This window comes from Leucobacter aridicollis (genome assembly GCF_024399335.1).
In the GTDB taxonomy this organism is placed as follows: Bacteria; Actinomycetota; Actinomycetes; order Actinomycetales; family Microbacteriaceae; genus Leucobacter; species Leucobacter aridicollis_A.
In genome coordinates this window covers 2,824,265-2,841,574 of record NZ_CP075339.1, presented here as the reverse complement: position 1 = coordinate 2,841,574, position 17,310 = coordinate 2,824,265, and the positions used below count along the sequence as shown (strand labels likewise).

The following is a 17,310-nucleotide window of genomic DNA, read 5'->3' as shown; positions in this document are numbered from 1 at the left end:
CATTTCTGTCAGTCAATGTCATTTTGTGATTCCCGGAGGAAACGTGAGCCAAAGCTCCCCAACTGCGCCGACACAGGTCAGCCCGCCAGAAACACCAGGCGGGCGCGGCACAGCGCTCATCTGGATCCTGCTCGCAGGAGCCTTCGTGATGGTGCTCAACGAGACGGTGATGGGCGTCGCCCTGCCCCCGCTCATGCGCGAATTCGGGGTCACTGCATCCGCTGGGCAGTGGCTGACGACCGCGTACATGCTCGTCATGGCAGTACTGATCCCGATGTCAGGATTCCTCCTGCAGCGCTTCACACCGCGCGCAATCTTTGTGGCGGCGCTCGGCCTCTTCACCCTCGGAACCGCGGCAGCCGCATTCGCCCCGGCGTTCGCGATCCTTGTCGTCGCGCGCATCGCGCAGGCCGCAGGCACCGCCGTCATGATGCCACTGCTCACCACGACCATCCTGACGCGTATCCCGGCCGAGCGGCGGGGGCGGATGATGGGGCTCATCGCGATCGTGATGTCTGCTGCGCCCGCGCTCGGCCCAACATTCTCTGGGCTCCTCATCACGGCGATCGGGTGGCGGGCGGTCTTCATCGCAGTCCTCCCGATCGCGGTACTCGTGCTCGTGATCGGTGGACTCCTCATCGGGCCAGGCGAGAAGGGCTCGGCCGGCAAATTCGACGTGCCATCGGCACTGCTGTCAGTCGTCGCGTTCGGCGGTCTTGTATACGGTCTTGGAAGCATCGGCCAGGCAGTCGACGGCAACGCGCCACTCTCCCCAGCGATCCCGATCGCGGCGGGAGCGGTCGGACTCGCGTTCTTCATCTGGCGCCAACTCGTGCTGCAGCGCAGGGGAACCGCGTTTCTCGACCTTCGCCCGTTCACGAACCGGCCTTTCTGGATCGGCATCGTGCTCATCTCCGTGGTGATGCTTTCAATGTTCGGGTCGCTGATTTTGCTCCCGATCTACATGCAGAACGTCCTCGGGCTCACACCGCTCGCCACCGGACTCGCCGTGCTCCCCGGCGGACTTCTGATGGGCCTCGCGGCGCCGTTTGTCGGGGCGCTCTTTGACAAGGTTGGGGCGCGGCCGCTCGTGGTCCCAGGCGCCTTCGTCGTCTCGATCGCGCTCGTGCTGTTCATGCAGCTCGGAGCAGCGAGCCCGGTCTGGCTCGTGGTCGTCGCGATGCTTGTGCTGAACCTTGGCATCGCGTTCATGATGACGCCGCTGATGACATCGTCACTCGGCTCACTCGCGCCCGAACTCTACAGCCACGGCAGCGCCATCTTCTCAACTGTGCAGCAGCTCGCAGGCGCTGTCGGAACGGCGATGTTCGTGACGCTCATGGCCGTCGGAACCTCGAACGCGGTGACTGCTGGAGACGACGCGGTGGCCGCGACCAGTCAGGGAATCCACGTGGCGTTCGTGGTCGCCGCCGCGAGCTCGGTGCTCGCGATTGTGCTCGCGTTCTTCGTGCCGAAGCAGCAGCAAGTTGGAGCGGAGCACTAGGTCTGACTGTGGGCGGCGGGGCCGGCAGATGAGGCTGTCAGCTGCGGGGGCCGCGTGTATCGCGATCCGGTACCGGGGTACCACCCGAGCGGCACCGCAGGGCGATCCGCCGGTACCGTCGGCCGACGTACCTTCGAGGTATGAACGCACAAGCAGCAACAATCGAAGCCGTCGCCGGGGTCGCGAACCTCGGCAAGTACTACGGGGCGGGGGAGCAGCGGGTCGTCGCGCTCCACGACGTCTCTGTCGCAGTCGGCCGCGGCCAGTTCACCGCAATCATGGGCCCGTCTGGCTCAGGTAAGTCGACGCTCATGCACGTCATGGCCGGCCTCGATACCCCAAGCGAGGGCAAGGTGTGGCTCGGCGGCGACGAAATCTCAGGCCTCGGTGATGCCGAGCTCACGAAGCTGCGTCGCCGCCGCATCGGCTTCATCTTCCAGGCATTCAACCTCGTTCCGACACTCGATGTGCGCGGCAACATCATGCTTCCCTTCCAGCTCGATGGGAAGAAGCCGAGCCTGCAGGAGATGGCCTGGATCGACGCCCTGCTGAACCAGCTTGGCCTCTCGAGCCGCCTCGACCATCGCCCGCATGAGTTGTCCGGTGGGCAGCAGCAGCGTGTGGCGATCGCTCGCGCCCTCGCGACGAAGCCTGACGTTATTTTCGCTGACGAGCCGACGGGCGCCCTCGACTCCCGCACAGGGCGCGAGGTGCTGAAGCTGCTGCGCTCCGCCGTCACGAACTCGGGCCAGAGCATCGTCATGGTCACGCACGATCCGATCGCGGCGAGCTACGCAGACCGCATTGTGTTTCTCGGTGACGGTCGCATCGTCGCCGATCGTGGCCCAATGACCGCTGAGGAGATCTCGGCGACAATGCTGAACCTTGAGGGGCACACCGCATGAGCGCCGCACAGGGATCGGCGCTGCGTGAACACGCAGCGACAGTCGTTGTTTCTGGGCTGAGTACGCTGTTTGCGGTCGCCCTGATTCTCACCACTGGCGTGATGGGCGCCGCACTGAACCCAGACCTCGTCGAGGGGTCTGACACGTTCCGCATGACGTTGCTCATGGTCTCGGCGATCTTCATCATCATCGCCCTGTATGTCGGCGCGATCGTGACAGCGAATACGTTCGCGACGATCATCGCTGGCCGCACGCGCACAATCGCGCTGTACCGCCTCATCGGGTCGACGTCGAAGCGGATCCGTTCCCGCGTCGCAGTCGAGGGCCTCGTCATGGGCGCGATTGGCGCGGTCATTGGCTTCGTTGTCGCTGAGGCGCTCATCGCTGGTGTGGTGTTCTTCGGTCCGGGGTGGGGATGGCTGCCAGAGGGGCCCAACTATCCGTTGTTTGACCCGCTCACGATTCTCGCTGTCGCCGTCGTCGTTCTCACGACGTGGGCGGCCGCGTGGGCAGGGTCGCGTCGCGTCGGATCGGTGTCGCCGATTGCCGCGACTGGTGCGTCGGTCGAGTTGCGTCCCGAGGAGTCGCGCGGGAGGCGCGCCCGCACTGTGTGGGCCTGGATCCTGATTGTGATCGGTGCCGCACTACTCGCGGGAGGCATCGCGCTCAGCGTGCTCTCCCCGATGGCCCTCATGGTGTCGTTCTTCGGTGGCCTATTCTCGTTCACAGGCATCGCCGTCGGCGCACACTTCATCATGCCGCCAGTGCTGAAGCTCACAGGCAAGCTCATCGACCGCGGCCCGACGGGGTCGCTTGCCGCTGCGAACGCCGTGCGCTTCCCCGAGCGCAGCGCGCGCTCAACGATCGGTCTCGTGATCGGCGTGACGCTTGTCATCATGTTCGCAGTCGCGCTCGACAGCTACCGCTCGATGACGCTTATCGCATTCGACAACGACCCGGCCATGGCGGCGATGCTCACCGAGACACTGTCGATCACGACAGCGATCTTCACAGGCCTCGTCGGCTTCTCGGCGATCATTGCTGCGGTCGGCCTCGTGAACACGCTGTCGCTCAGCGTGCTGCAGCGCACTCGTGAACTCGGGCTGCTCCGCGCACTCGGCTTCACAGGGGCACAGGTGCGACGCATGGTCATCGCGGAGAGTGCGCAGATGACAGTAGCGGCGCTCGGCTTCGGGATCCTGCTTGGCGTGTTCTACGGCTGGGTGGCTGCGCAGTCGCTCATCGGCTCCGAGATCGGGTTTGCCGCACCGAGCGTGCCGTGGCTGGTGATCGCCGGCGTCGTGCTCTTCGGGGTCGCGCTCGCACTTGTCGCGGCTGCCGCCCCCGCGCGGCGCGCGGTGCGGGTGTCACCGGTGACCGCGCTCTCGGTCGCGTAGCCCGAACTGGCACCTGATGTTCACAGGAGGGCCCCATGAGCGACTCATGGGGCCCTCCTGCGGGCTAAGCCCAAGAGAGTAGGGTTGGGGTCATGAGTGTAGTGATTGACCCATCCTTCGATCCTGTTCCTTCGCTCGCGCAGACAACTGACGTTGTCATCGGCTCCGTCGCCGATGTCATCGCAGCGCCAGTCCGCGCGTGCCTGATCGCCGCCGAGGGGGATCTGCCATCATGCGATCACCTCGACGGCCAGACCCGCGAGTCACTTGCGGCCGCCGGATTCACCGGGAAGGCAGGCCAGACGCTTCGCCTCCCCGGCAAGACGCTCTGCGTGCTCGTCGGCACAGGTAAGGGCATCACCTCGGCGGCTGAGCTTCGCAACGCCGTCGCTTCCTTCACCCGTGCTGCGAGTGAGTCCGCGGCGCTCGCCCTCGACCTCACCAGCGTGACCTCTGACACGCTGAGCGCGCGCGACGCCGCGCTCGCCGCCACTGAGGGTGCCGTGCTCGCTCGCTACCGCTTTGAGGCGCTGAAGGGCGAGGCGAAGAATGTTGCACTCAGTACGCTGACCCTCGGCGTTTCCGATGCGGATCAGGCTGCAGCCCGGGAGGGTGCAGATCGCGGGCTCGTGCTCGCACGCGCAGCTTCGCTCTCGCGTGACCTCGGCAACACGCCGCCGCGGCACCTTACAGCCGAGAAGTTCGCCGACATTGCTGCGAAGCTCGGCCCCGAGTTCGGCCTGGAGGTCGAGATCTTTGACCGCGACGCGCTCGTCGAGCTCGGCACCGGCGGCCTGCTCGGCGTGAACGCCGGCTCGGTTGACGAGCCGCGCATGATCAAGCTGCGTTACACACCGGAGGGCGCTACCACGAACACCCCGCACCTTGGCCTCGTCGGCAAGGGCATCATGTTTGACTCGGGCGGCGTGAGCCTGAAGCCGCCGACGTCGATGGGCGACATGAAGATGGACATGATGGGCGCGGGCGCCGTCTTCTCGGCGATGCTCGGCCTGCGCGAGCTCGGGGTGACGAACAAGGTCACCGGGTGGCTCATGTGCACCGACAACATGCTCTCTGGCACCGCGACGAAGATCGGCGACGTGCTCACGATCCGCGGCGGCAAGACCATCGAGGTGAAGAACTCCGACGCCGAGGGCCGCATCGTCATGGCAGACGGCCTCGTGCTCGCAACCGAGGAGACTGATCGTCCGGACGCGATCGTCGACATTGCGACGCTGACCGGCAACGCGATGGCGGCTCTCGGGCTCCGCACCGCGGCGACATTCGCGAACAACGACGAGGTTGCGGCTCAGCTCGCGGCCGCGGCGGACCTCACCGACGAGCGCGTCTGGCAGATGCCGCTTGATCACCGCTACGCAGACCAGATGAAGTCGAACGTTGCCGATCTGTCGAATATCGGCGGCCCGTACGGTGGCGCGATCCTCGCTGCTCTGTTCCTCAATGAGTTCGTCGCCGACGTGCCGTGGGGTCACATCGACATCGCGCCGACGATGGAGGTCGCGAGCGACGACCTGTGGCGATCGACCGGCTCGACAGGCTTCGGCGCGCGCCTGCTCACCGAGCTCGCTGCAGCATTCACTGCGCCCGCAGCGACCGATGCTCCGCAGTCAAGCGAGATGAACTAGCGCAATGGCCGAGACGCTGCTTGAGAGTCGCGACGGATACATCAGTGAGTTCATCGATTTCGTAGGATCATCGCCGAGCTCGTACCACGCGGCGCGATTCTCGGCAGCGATGCTCGCGAGCCAGGGGTTCACCGAGTTCGCCGAAGACGACGCGTGGGGGCCGGTCTCATCCGGCGCCCGCGGCGTCGTCGTGCGCGACGGGGCGATCATCGCCTGGCGCGCGGGTGAGGGCGTCTCCGCGACGAGCCCCGTGCGCGTGCTCGGAGCGCACACTGATTCGCCCGGCTTCGTGTTGAAGCCGCAGCCTGACTTCACGGCCGCAGGCTGGTCGCAGGCGGGCGTCGAGGTGTACGGGGGCCCGCTCATCAACTCCTGGCTCGACCGAGACCTCGGCTTCGCGGGGCGCATCGTCACCCGCTCGGGGGAGGAGCGGCTCGTCTGCACGCAGGCCGTCGCTCGCATCCCGCAGCTCGCGATTCACCTCGACCGCGACGCGAACTCGGGCCTGACGCTCGATCGGCAGCGCCACACGCAGCCGATCCTTGCGGTTTCCGCGCCCGACACCTCGGTGATGGAGTTGCTCGCGGCCGCGGCGAATCTGCCGCAGCCAGGGGAACCCTTCGACCGCGCAAGCGCGGCTGAACTGGCTCTCGATTCGGGCCGTCTCGGGGAAGACGATATTGCGGGCACCGACGTGCGGCTATATGACACGCAAGCGGCGAGCAGGATCGGAGTGAAAGCGGAGTTTCTCGCATCACCACGGCTCGACAATCTGAGTTCAACGTTCGCGGGCCTTGTCGCGCTCATCGAAACTGAGCCAGCGCCCGGCACGATCTCAGTGTTCGCCTCGTTTGACCACGAGGAGCTCGGCTCCGAGACACGCTCTGGTGCCGCAGGACCCTTCCTGGAGGACGTTCTCGTCAGGTTGCGCGCTGGACTCGGTGCGACGCCGGATGAGGCCGCACGCGCGCTCGCAGCGTCGTGGTGTGTGTCCGCAGATGCCGGGCACTCGGTGCACCCGAACTACCAGGAAAAGCACGACCCGAACGTGCGCCCGCTCGCGGGCAAGGGGCCGATGCTGAAGATCAACGCGAATCAACGCTATGCGAGTGACGCGCACGGCGCCGCGCTCTGGCAGCGCGCCTGCGAGGCGGCTGGAGTACCAACTCAGGAATTCGTGTCGAACAATACGGTTCCGTGCGGCTCGACGATCGGTCCGATCACGGCGACACGGATCGGGATCCGTACCGTCGACGTCGGCGTTCCGCTGCTGTCGATGCACTCAGCACGCGAACTTGCGCACGTCGATGACCTGCATGGGCTCGCCCGAGCGATCGGTGCGTTCTACGCCGGCGCCTAGTCGCGAGTTCACGAAACGACGCTCAGCCGCGCACGCGAGTGCGCGGCTGAGCGTTTCTTCATCGAAATTCTTATGTCTGTTCGATAGGATCAGGCCATGAGTGAGGTGCAACGGCAAGGTGAAAAGGTCCTAGCGCTCCCTACGGATCGGTTGATGCCGCACATTCAGCGGTTCGGGCAGCAGGCGATTGAGTTCACTTTCCTCGGCCCGAACATGCAGGGGCAGCCCACATGGATCATGTGGAATGCGAACGAGCCGTACCTCATTGGCATGCTCAGCCAGGGCAAGATGGGGTACCACTTTGAGCAGCGCACCGGTGACGGTGTGCAATTACTCGAGAACATCTCACTCAACCGGGTGCAGCGCGCCCTCGGCGGGTAGACGCGAGATTTTCCGGGTGGCGGGAGCGCAACTGCGACACGCCAGGGATACCGGTTGCTCGCCGGGATTTGCGTCTCGCGGCATTCGTGCCCTAAGCTCATATCTCGGTAGCACGGCAAGAAATTGCTTCGGCCCCATCGTTTAGCGGCCTAGGACACCGCCCTTTCACGGCGGCAGCACGGGTTCGAATCCCGTTGGGGTCACTATACCGAACACAATTGAATATGAATGGCCCTGTAGCGCAGTTGGTTAGCGCGCCGCCCTGTCACGGCGGAGGTCGCGGGTTCAAGTCCCGTCAGGGTCGCTGGATTGAGGAGCCCTTCTAAGGAAGGGTTTCTTCATTCCAACGGCGATTGCCAGAGTTGGTCACCCAGTTCGAACGATCGTCTGGCTCTGTAGCTCAGTTGGTAGAGCGTTCGACTGAAAATCGAAAGGTCACCGGATCGATGCCGGTCGGAGCCACGTAGCGGAGTATTACACCGCTGCTGAACCCTCATGAGGCTTCTACTCGTGGGGGTTCTTTTCTTGCAGACCCGTTCCCTGTCCACTTTGTGGGCGAGGGGTGCGGCGAGCAAGGCGCAATTGAAAAACATGTATGGCCCTGTAGCGCAGTTGGTTAGCGCGCCGCCCTGTCACGGCGGAGGTCGCGGGTTCAAGTCCCGTCAGGGTCGCCATTGGATGAAGCCCCTCTGCGGAGGGGCTTCATTGCGATTTGGGCGAGTTCACCTGCGCGATGGGCGCTGTTGGCGCGGAGTTTGGGCTGCGGTTTTGGTCCCAGCGCCAGTGTTCGCGACCTTGGGCTTGTGAATGAGCAAGATTAGCTATATTGTTTTGCTCTGGCAGCAAACTAGTGGTTTGGTTGCTGTTCTCTATGCAAATTCGTTGTTGAATTTGTTCTCAATGCCGAGATGGAAAGTGCGCCTTCATGACTAAGACGAGCCCCACAACCAAGTGGGTGATGCTGAGCCTGTCCTACCTGGTTCTCATCGCCTGCTTCATCCCCTACATCGGATGGACCCCGAGCCTGCTCGAGATCTCCGAAGAGCTGTCGCTCAGCGCGAGCCAGGCCGGCCTGCTCGCCTCGATTACCGCCCTCGTTGGCGGCATCATCCTGCCATTCGCCGGAGTGATCGGCGACAGGATCGGAATCAAGAAGATCATCCTCGTTGGCCTTGTCGCCGCGATCGTCGGGCAGTTCGTCTTCGCGCTTGCGCCTGACTACGGCATGCTCATGCTCGGCCGCGCAATCAGCGGCCTCGGAGTTGGGCTGTTGTTCGTCGGGCCGTACACGATGGCAATTAACTGGTTCGAGCGCGAGCGCAAGAGCGGAATTGCGCTCGGCGTCATGTTCACGACCGATGGCATCGGGTCGGTTTTCGCGCTCTATCTGTTCGCGATCGTGCTCGTCGCGTTCGGTTGGCGCACCGGCTCGACAATCGGCGGCGTCTTCCTCATCGTTGTCCTTGTCATCGCCGCGCTCTTCCTGAAGGACGTTCCGCCAGCCCCGGCCGAAGAGGCCGCGCAGGAAGCAGACGCCAGCGGCCGGTCGGCTGTCAGCTGGCTGTTCAGCCGCAACGTCTTGGTCGCAGCTGCCTTCTTTATCGGCGAGTGGGGAATCTTCGCAGTAGTGGCCGTCTGGATGCCGACGATCCTGATCGAGGACGCAGGCTGGTCGACAACGGCGGCCGGCTTCTTCGCCTCCTGCTACGTGCTCGCCGGTGTCGCAACGTCGATCATCTTTGGTCTCATCTCGGACCGCCTCGGCAAGCGAAAGAACCTGATCCTGCTCGCGGGCCTCGCCATGACGCTCTTCATGGGTGCCCTCACCGTCAGCATTGCCTCAGGCAACTACGTGTTCGCAGCGATCTGCCTCCCGCTCGTCGGCCTCGGGGTCTACACCGGAATGCCTCTCGCCCTGGCGCTCGCAACCGAGTCGGTGCCCGCGCGCATGGCTGGCGCAGTCAATGGCTTCGTGCTCGGAATCGGCTTCATCGTTGGCGGATTCGTCTACCCGTATGTGATGGGACTCGTGAAGGATTCAACCGGCGACTACGTTCTCGGCTTCGTCGGGATGGTTGTCGCGACAGCGCTGCTCAACCTTTGCTTCCCGAGCTTCGCGAAGGACGTGCGGCGTGCGCAGCCAGCGGAGGCGCTCGTACGCTAACGCCGCGCCATACGGCTCGGCGCCGCCGCAATCGCGCACTACAACAAGAAGCCCCTCCTCGGAGGGGCTTCTTGCCGCCTGGAGGCTTTAGCCCTTCACGACGCTCGCTTCGGTAGTGGTCGAGCTGAGCACCGTGCCCGGCGCGAGGCTCGGGAACCACGAGGACTTGCCCGTCAGGGCCCTCGCCGTCCACTCCGTGCCACGCTGTGCTGGTAGAACGCCCACCCGAACATGATCGTGCCGAGCAAGAGGATCGCCCGTGCAAGCGTGACCGCCGCAACCACGAGCGCGTCGGGGAGTCCTCCTGAAACGAGCATGCCGATCATCACGACCTCGTACACACCGACGCCGTTGGGGGTCGTCACCACCATGCTCGTCACTGTCGCGAGCCCGTAGGCGACAAACACGAGCGCCGGGTCGGCGTGCATGCCGAAGGCGGCGAGGGCGATCCAGAACAGCCCGGCATCGCATGCATGCACGAGAAATGACAAGGTGAACGGGGTGCGGAGCGCGCGCGGGGCACGAAGGGTCTCCCGCAGTTCGACATGCAGCCCGTCGAAGAAACGCACAACATTTCCCGTCTGCACGCCGGCGGGCCTACCGACGATGTTTGCGCCCCAGTTCGCGACCTTCACAACGACGCCAGCGAACCTGTGCAGTGCGCGCCTCCGTTGCAGCAGCAGTGCGCCACCAATCGTTGCGCCAAGTGCGAGTGCGCCGACGCCCGCGGCCGACCAGAGTACTGCCGCGGTTCCAGTGCCGCTGGCGAGTAGCCACGCCGCTGCGGCAAGCAACAAGATGCAGAACGACAGGAACGTCACTGCGAAGCGTGCAAGCTGCGCGAGCGTGCCCTTTGCTGCAGGAACCCCCAGGCTCGCGAGCTTCCAGCTCGTGTAAGTGATGCCGGCAGCGCCGCCCGATGGCAGCATGTGATTCGCGAAGTTGAACTCGAGTGACATTCTCATCGCGGTAAGCGGGCGCAACCCGTGGAGCTCGCCTCGAGCGCGAAGGTACGAGAACAGTGCCTCGCCGGTGAGTGCGAAGCTCGCGAGCTGCACAGGGACGAGAAGCGCCATTACTCCAGGGTTCACGAGCGGAAGACTGCGGGCGGCGTCGACAAGCGTCGGCCAAGCAGCTGCGACGATCATCGCCACGAGCAGCACAGTGACCGCGCTGACCCAGAACCTGGGGGAGCGCACCCAGCCCGCACTCACGTTGCGCGGCCCGCCCATCTCCTCTGGTTCCCGTAGCGGTGCCGTGCGAGCGTCATGCTGTCTGTTTCGTAGTACCGACTCAGCTTTTTCCCATCGATCGAGCGAAACAGGCGCGCCTGCACGATGAGGTCAGGAGCGTACCGCAGCCGGTGCCCGGTGCGCAGCAACGCGATCGTCACATCAACGTCTTCGCTCACCAGGTCGTCACCGTGCCCGACGAGCTGGCGGGCCTCGAGCCAGGCCCGCCGACGAAACGCGCTGTTGAATCCATACAGCATGGGGCGCACCCCGATGCTGCGCTGGTGCCACAACCGAAATCCCCGATACCACCACGCGAACCAGAGCCGTGGTCCGGGGGAGAGCTCCGCGATAGCGGCGCCACCGCCCTGCCCATCGAGTGTGGGATCGCGAAAGTCGTCGCGGATGCGCGCGATCCATGTTGGCGGCACGACGGTGTCGGCGTCGATCCGGGCGATGACCTCTGAGCGCGCAGCGTCGAATCCGGCGGTTCGCGCAAACGTCACTCCCTGCCTGGGCTCAGTCACGACGCGCACCCCGGGGAATCGCGCCGCGATCCTGTCACTCCCATCGGTGCATGCGTTGTCGACAACGATGATTTCGTCGGCTGGTTCGCTCTGCCCGGCGAGCGCCCGGAGACAGCGGGCGATGATTCTGGCCTCGTTGTGCATAGGGATCACGACTGAGACTGTCGGGTTGTGCAGTTCGGCCGGAGGCGGGGAAATCGTCACCCCTCCATTCACTCCCGAATCTGCCGGCAGGACGATGGCCCCCGCGCGAGCTTCGGGGTAGCGTCAGCGCTACCCCGGCAGAGTAGCCGCGATATTCTGGATCGATGAGCACTCAAGAGACCCCGACGCTCGCAGAAGTGCGCGCAGCCATCGACGAGCTTGACGGCGAAATCGTCGAGCTCATTGCGCGGCGACAACGCTGGGTTGAAGCGGCGGGGCTGATGAAGACCGATGAGCAGGCGGTGCGGGCGCCGGACCGTGTCGAACAGGTCATCCACAAGGTCCGCGGGCTGGCAGCCGAGCACGGAGCGTCGCCCGACGTTGTCGAGAGCGCCTACCGTGCTCTCATCGCAGCGTTCGTTGAACTTGAACTCACCGTGCACGACGGCGAAGCGCGTCAGGTGATTCGCACCACGCGCGGGCCCGAGGAGTACTCGGCGCTAGTCAGCATCTGGCGAAGCGCCGTGCGGGCAACCCACGATTTCCTTGCTGAGGAAGACTTTGCAAGGATCGAGGGAAACCTTGCGGATGCCTACTTCCCTGCTGTGACGCTCGCTGTTGCCGAGCGTGACGGTGTGCCAGTCGGTTTCGCGGGAGTAGCCGAGGGCAGCCTTGAGATGCTATTCGTCGACGACGCAGCACGAGGCACCGGGGTGGGGAGCGCGCTGCTCGCCCATGCGATCGAGCGGCTCGGTGTGACCCGCGTTGACGTCAACGAGCAGAACCCAGGCGCTCACGGGTTCTATGTGAGCCGCGGCTTCGCCGAGGTTGGACGCAGTGAGCTCGACGGTGACGGGCGTCCCTACCCACTCATTCACCTCGCGCTCCCCGAGAGATAAACATCGAGCGCCACATGAAAGAAGGCGGCGGTGCATATGACTGGCATCGAGTACCTGGTCTTCGAGGATGCTCTCCGCGATGAGCATGCGCGGGCGGTGTTTGAGCGCACGGTTCAGGCCGTCAACGATGGCACCGCGAGGCGGGTGGTGCTCAGCAGGGGGGCACGGGTTCGAAACTGACGGCGAGAAGATCCTTGGCAGCGCGGTGCTTGAGTACGCGCTCGGTCTCGTACCCGCCGACGAGTTTGATGCGACCGCTGCGAGGGCCTTCGCTGAGCGCATGCGGAGAATCTTCGGATGGCACGACATCACCTTCGCACTGACCCAGTGGGTTGAACAGCGGCTCTGTGCGCCCTACTTCGAGGATCGTGGCAACGACTGGAGCCCTGACTGGCAGCTGCGCGACGACGTCGATGTGAGTCACCTGCCAGAGTCGTTCTTCGAGTTCGCATGCTACGTCGCTGTTGGTGAACTGAAGCACGGCCCGAGCTACGCGTCTGTGAGTGCGAACCGCATCTTCGATTGGGTGACAAAGCTCGGCAGCAGCCTGCCCGCACGCTTGAAGAAGGAGGGCACAGGCCAACTGCCGAAGGAGCTCGCCGCGTTCCTCGGGACTGGCGAAGCCGAGGGCGTCACCGCGAAGGCGAACGATGCACTCGCGACTATCAAGATCGCCGTGAAACATGAGAACGCTGCAAGTTACGCGGCGGTGCTCGGCTACCTCACGAGGCTCCTCGACACGACGGACTTCCCACGCTCCTACGCTCTCGAGTTCCGCGGACCGACAAAGCAATACCTGCCGGTGAACAAGCTGCCGAGAAAGTCAGTGAACCAGCTGTTCGCCTGCGCCGTCGGCTACCCCGAACTCTGGCCAGCGATTGCGGCCTACGCGCGGGCTGCGATGAGTGAGTACGACTGGTACACGAACCTCGAGGGCGAGAATTGCGCGATGCCGGGAACGCTCGCTGTGTTCGCGCTCGGGATCGCCGAGGCCGCAACTGGCGGTACTGAATTCACGCCGCTCGTGCTCGACTACCTTGGCGAGGTCGACGGTGAGCACCAGTCGCTTGACGGGCACTTTCTGGCCGGGTACATCGAGGCACACGGCTTCGACGAAACCGGGGTCGACTATCTACTCGCCTGCGCCGGGAACATCCAAGAGCTGCAGCACCGCAAGATCTACCCAGCGCTTGTCGCGAATGAGCGCAGCCTGACCGCGCTTCTCACCCTCCGCGGAGTTGGCGTGGCGAGTGGCCCGAGTGGCGTCCCGGCGCTCGCCGCGACCCTGCGGGGCGAGCCATCGGATGACTATGCGTGGCGCCACGCGCTCTGTGCCATATGGGGCAGCGCAGCTGAGACGAGGGGAGCCGACGGCCGCGCCGGCGCAAAAATCATTGAGGGTGCTGAGCCGGGGCTTCGTGCGTCCTACGAGGCGATTTTCGCCTAGCTGTACGGTCTGCGAGAAGGAGCGCACGACTCTTCGAGTGTCTGGGCGCCGTTGCCGCGAGCCTGCCGTGGTTATGGCGGTCGGGGTGCGGGGAATGTGCATAGTGAATTCCCTGGAAGCACTTAATTTTGGCACACAAAACACTAGACCCCTACATTTTTTGTGGATAGGCTGGCGCCTGTATTTGGCCTCCTGTGTCGTCGAAACCCAGCGTTTGCGAGGGCTCTTTCGATCGCGCTGCTGGCCGACGCATTCATGACGTAGTGAACAGACAGCAAGGGGGAGCGATAGTGCGCGCGCTGGCAGATCCAGGACCAATGAAACGTCGAGCGAGGGGTCTGAGACTGCTCGCAGGTATTTCGGCGTTCGCTATGGTTGGCGGCGTCGCAGTTCTGGGCGCATCGCCCGCGCTCGCCGACGACGGGGGTACCCAAAGTGACTTCGTGCAGTTTGCGGACGACCAACTGCTCGCCTGTGTCAACGAGAAACTCGGAGGCGGTCGAACTCCGAGTGAGCCCGTCAGCTATGAGGAGCTCAACACGATCTTTGGGCTTTCATGTAGCAGCAAGTTTGCGGTGACATCACTTGGCGGCATTGAGCACGCCCAGAAGATCACCAATATGTTCTTTGCTGGCGGAGCGCACGACTTCTCTGCGGCTGGCTCGCTCGCGGCTGCGGCAGCGATGCCGAAACTAAACAACCTGACACTTACAGACGCGCATGTCACGAACGCCTCACTCGCCGACGTTGGGGACATCACGGGACTCACGACGTTGAGCCTCACCGGGAACCCAGAGCTCTCTGATCTCGCACCGCTTGGCGCGCTTGCCAAACTGAACAAACTCGACGTCTCACGAAACGTAACGCTCGCTGACCTGTCACCGCTTCGCGGTCTCACGACACTGCGCGACTTCACGGCGTCGCAGAACCCGCTGCTCGTCGATCTCTCACCCCTTCGCGAGCTCACGTCACTGACGTCAGTCAGCGTCTACAAAACTGCCGTCGAGACGCTTGAGCCGCTGTCAGACCTGGTGAAGATCACGAACATCAGTGCCGGGTATACGAATATCACGACGCTTGAGCCCATCTCGAAACTTACTCAGATGCGCAACCTGAGCTTCGACTACGCAAAGCTGCAGAGTCTCGACGGAATCGAAGGGATGGCAAGCCTGCGCACCCTTGAGGTGAACTACAACTCCGATATTGGTGACGACCTCGGTGCATTGGGAAACAAACCCGAGCTCACGCGGCTTCACATGAATGCGATCGGTGCGACGTCACTTGAACCGCTCTTCGGCCTCACCGGCCTCACAAGTCTGCAGGCTCTGGGCAATGCGATCTCGTCGCTCGAAGGATTCCAAGAGGCTCCCGAGGCGGCCGCGACGGGAGCGTTCGCGGTGACCGCGCAGCAGGTCACGGGCGAAGCGAAGTATGTGCCGAGGGGCGCAAAGATGTTCCGTCACGATGCAACCGGACAGCTTGCGAAGCGCGATGGCTCATTCCCTGCCCCCGGGGGTAACCTCGCGCCGATCCCTGACCCTGAACTACCGCTCATGCAGATCGAGGTGATCAAGGCCTGGCCCGACCTCGAGTACACGTTCGCTGAGGAAAGCAAGAAGAATGATCGCTTCACCGGTACGGTTGCGATGCCGATTGTGTGGAGCTCGATCACGAGCGAGGACAGTGCGACGGTTCCGCTCGGCGAGGCGTGGTATCGCGACGTAACGTTTACTGATGGCTTCCCAATGGCCGAGATGACGCTTTCCGGCGACGTTCCCGCGTGGCTGACCGTAGATGGCGTCACGCTGACTGGAACGCCCGACGTGTCGGGAGATTGGACCTTCGAAATTCGGGTCGCGGACGCGCTTGGAAACGCCATGACGCAGCGGTTTGACATCACCGTGCCGCAACCGAACACGAGTTTCTTTGAGATCAGCGAGGACCAAGACGTTGTCGCTGATGGCGACGTCGAAGTTGAGTTCAGAGTCACGCGCACCGACGCAGCAGAAAACCCGTACACGGGTGAAGCAAGTGTCCGCGTTCGGACCGTGGACGGAACCGCGAAGGCGGGCTCACATTATGAGGCACTCGATACGACGGTCTCCTGGGCGCCGGGTGAAACTGCGACGGAGAAATCCGTGCGCGTGAGAGTTCTCGGCGGTGAGGCTGGAACCGACGAGGCCGCGCTCTCAGTCGAACTCTCTGATCCCACACCCGCAAACGTGACTGAACTGGGCGGGGGCTTCACCACTGATCTGACGATCAGCTATCCGCAGCCTGAGCCCTCAGAGTTCTCTATCAGCAAGCCACAGCTTGTTCGGGCGGCAGCCAAGCAGCCCGGGCACGTTCCGGGCGACGGCGAGCAGGACGTCACCTTCACAGTTACCAGGACCGACAGCATGCACCACCCATGGACGGGCGACGCCAAGGTTGCGGTGAAGATCTACGACCCGATGGCGACGGATGGCGACGACTACTCGGCGACTGTGCCCCTCACGTGGAAACGGGGTGACGCTGCGGCAAAGGAGTTCACAATTACGGTGACTCCTGGCAGCGCTGGCGACTCGAACCGCGTCCTGGCACTTCGGGTGGTAGCCGCGGACCCGCCTGAGCCATATGCGAAGCCTGCCCCACGCGCTGTGAGCGGCTTGACGATCACCTATCCCCAGCCAGACGCGACGTCCTTTACAATCGGCGCGGATCAGCGTGGGCGCGCAGGCACTGACTTCTCGTTCGAGGTCAGCCGGAACGACGCCGCGGTGAACCCATGGACAGGGGAGGCGAGCGTGCTTGTTGCGACGAAGGATGGCTCGGCGCTCGCGGGGACCCACTACGCTGCTTACTCAGAACGGCTCACCTGGGCCACTGGCGATGCGGCACCGAAAACTGTGACGATCGAGTCATTCGCGGTGCCGGCGGGCGACCCAGAGCGAATCTTCGAGGTTGAGCTCTTGCAGCCAGAGCCGAGCGCATTCAACGTGGTCGCCGATCGGAGTTCGGCCACGGTCACGCTCGAATCGGCGGTTCCGAATACTACGGTGGTTGCGTTTGGAGGCGACGCCCGCGTCGCCTCGGGTGATGCGCTCACCTTTACGCTGTCGCGCACCGACGCGGAGTTGGACCCGTGGACGGGCGAAGCGAGCGTTCGGGTTAGGTCCGTTGATGGTACGGCGGTTGCTGGCGAACACTTTGAGGCGGTCGATGAGGTGGTGACGTGGTCTGCGGGAGATGCCACGAACAAGGTAGTCACCATCTCGACGACAAAGATGACATCTGATGTCCGGGAACGATCGTTGACCCTCACACTTTCAGAGCCGACTGCGCACGCAGTAATTGGTGATCGAGGATCAGCAGTCGGAACTGTGACCTACGAAAAGGAGACCGAGCCCGGTGTTGACGGTGGTCCCAACCCCAAGCCAGGCCCCGGCGACGGTTCCACTGAGACCCCGGACCAGAAGCCCGGCGACCCACTCGTTCACTCAGGTGCGAGCCCACTGACCTTGGGATTGAGCGCTGGCGCGGCCATGCTCGCCCTCCTCGCGGGCGGTGCGCTATTGCTGATGCGCATGCGGCGCACTCAGTAGGAGACCTGCGATCTGAGGGGCGGGCTCCGCGCGGCCAACACCGGCTGGGCGGGGCCCGCTCCGCAGTTCACGGGCCTGACCCCCCCCAGAATAGGGGAAATCTCGGGCCCGGAAACCGCC

At 64.0% G+C, this 17,310-nt stretch carries 12 protein-coding genes and 4 tRNA genes; 14 read left to right on the top strand and 2 right to left on the bottom strand.

Annotated features, from left to right (window positions below; all coding sequences use genetic code 11):
• The first annotated feature begins 43 nt into the window (after window positions 1-43).
• The 11 genes from KI794_RS12790 (at window position 44) to KI794_RS12740 (ending at window position 9,357) form a co-directional block, all read left to right on the top strand.
• Entirely contained in the window at window positions 44-1,504 is a 1,461-nt protein-coding gene (locus KI794_RS12790) for an MDR family MFS transporter (protein WP_119284869.1), read from the top strand.
• A 140-nt stretch (window positions 1,505-1,644) separates the two neighbouring features.
• A complete protein-coding gene (locus tag KI794_RS12785; RefSeq protein WP_119284868.1) occupies window positions 1,645-2,409 on the top strand; it encodes an ABC transporter ATP-binding protein in 765 nt (254 codons plus the stop codon).
• A complete protein-coding gene (locus tag KI794_RS12780; RefSeq protein ID WP_119284867.1) occupies window positions 2,406-3,806 on the top strand; it encodes an ABC transporter permease in 1,401 nt (466 codons plus the stop codon). Before KI794_RS12785 ends, KI794_RS12780 begins: the two co-directional genes overlap by 4 nt.
• Before the next feature lie 92 nt (window positions 3,807-3,898).
• Complete coding sequence (locus tag KI794_RS12775; protein WP_255808315.1) at window positions 3,899-5,452, top strand: leucyl aminopeptidase family protein; 1,554 nt, start codon at window positions 3,899-3,901, stop codon at window positions 5,450-5,452.
• A 4-nt stretch (window positions 5,453-5,456) separates the two neighbouring features.
• Window positions 5,457-6,812 carry a M18 family aminopeptidase gene (locus KI794_RS12770; RefSeq protein WP_255808314.1) on the top strand — a complete coding sequence of 452 codons (1,356 nt, stop codon included), beginning with the start codon at window positions 5,457-5,459 and terminating at the stop codon, window positions 6,810-6,812.
• Between the two features lie 96 nt (window positions 6,813-6,908).
• Window positions 6,909-7,193 carry a hypothetical protein gene (locus tag KI794_RS12765; protein ID WP_119284861.1) on the top strand — a complete coding sequence of 95 codons (285 nt, stop codon included), beginning with the start codon at window positions 6,909-6,911 and terminating at the stop codon, window positions 7,191-7,193.
• 130 nt (window positions 7,194-7,323) lie between these two features.
• Window positions 7,324-7,396: transfer RNA gene (locus KI794_RS12760), tRNA-Glu, on the top strand.
• Window positions 7,397-7,423: 27 nt separating this feature from the next.
• Window positions 7,424-7,497: transfer RNA gene (locus KI794_RS12755), tRNA-Asp, on the top strand.
• An 85-nt stretch (window positions 7,498-7,582) separates the two neighbouring features.
• Window positions 7,583-7,655 (top strand) — tRNA-Phe (locus KI794_RS12750).
• A 135-nt stretch (window positions 7,656-7,790) separates the two neighbouring features.
• Window positions 7,791-7,867: transfer RNA gene (locus KI794_RS12745), tRNA-Asp, on the top strand.
• 251 nt (window positions 7,868-8,118) lie between these two features.
• Window positions 8,119-9,357 carry an MFS transporter gene (locus KI794_RS12740; RefSeq protein ID WP_255808313.1) on the top strand — a complete coding sequence of 413 codons (1,239 nt, stop codon included), beginning with the start codon at window positions 8,119-8,121 and terminating at the stop codon, window positions 9,355-9,357.
• A gap of 173 nt (window positions 9,358-9,530) precedes the next feature.
• Here KI794_RS12740 and KI794_RS12735 read toward each other — a convergent pair whose 3' ends face one another.
• Together KI794_RS12735 and KI794_RS12730 are read right to left on the bottom strand one after the other, a co-directional pair.
• The gene (locus KI794_RS12735; RefSeq protein WP_119284845.1) at window positions 9,531-10,589 is read right to left on the bottom strand and encodes a lysylphosphatidylglycerol synthase transmembrane domain-containing protein; all 1,059 of its coding nucleotides are present in this window, start codon (window positions 10,587-10,589) and stop codon (window positions 9,531-9,533) included.
• Window positions 10,568-11,320: a glycosyltransferase gene (locus KI794_RS12730; protein WP_255808312.1), complete on the bottom strand. Its 753-nt coding sequence runs from the start codon at window positions 11,318-11,320 to the stop codon at window positions 10,568-10,570. The genes KI794_RS12735 and KI794_RS12730 overlap by 22 nt, the downstream gene beginning before the upstream one ends.
• A gap of 104 nt (window positions 11,321-11,424) precedes the next feature.
• Between KI794_RS12730 and KI794_RS16290 the strand changes: the two genes are divergently transcribed.
• From KI794_RS16290 to KI794_RS12710, 3 genes are all read left to right on the top strand, one after another.
• Complete coding sequence (locus tag KI794_RS16290) at window positions 11,425-12,159, top strand: GNAT family N-acetyltransferase (RefSeq protein WP_370647815.1); 735 nt, start codon at window positions 11,425-11,427, stop codon at window positions 12,157-12,159.
• Between the two features lie 127 nt (window positions 12,160-12,286).
• Window positions 12,287-13,606: a DUF6138 family protein gene (locus KI794_RS12715; RefSeq protein WP_255808311.1), complete on the top strand. Its 1,320-nt coding sequence runs from the start codon at window positions 12,287-12,289 to the stop codon at window positions 13,604-13,606.
• A gap of 317 nt (window positions 13,607-13,923) precedes the next feature.
• Window positions 13,924-17,190 carry a Calx-beta domain-containing protein gene (locus tag KI794_RS12710; protein ID WP_255808310.1) on the top strand — a complete coding sequence of 1,089 codons (3,267 nt, stop codon included), beginning with the start codon at window positions 13,924-13,926 and terminating at the stop codon, window positions 17,188-17,190.
• The last annotated feature ends 120 nt before the right edge of the window (window positions 17,191-17,310 follow it).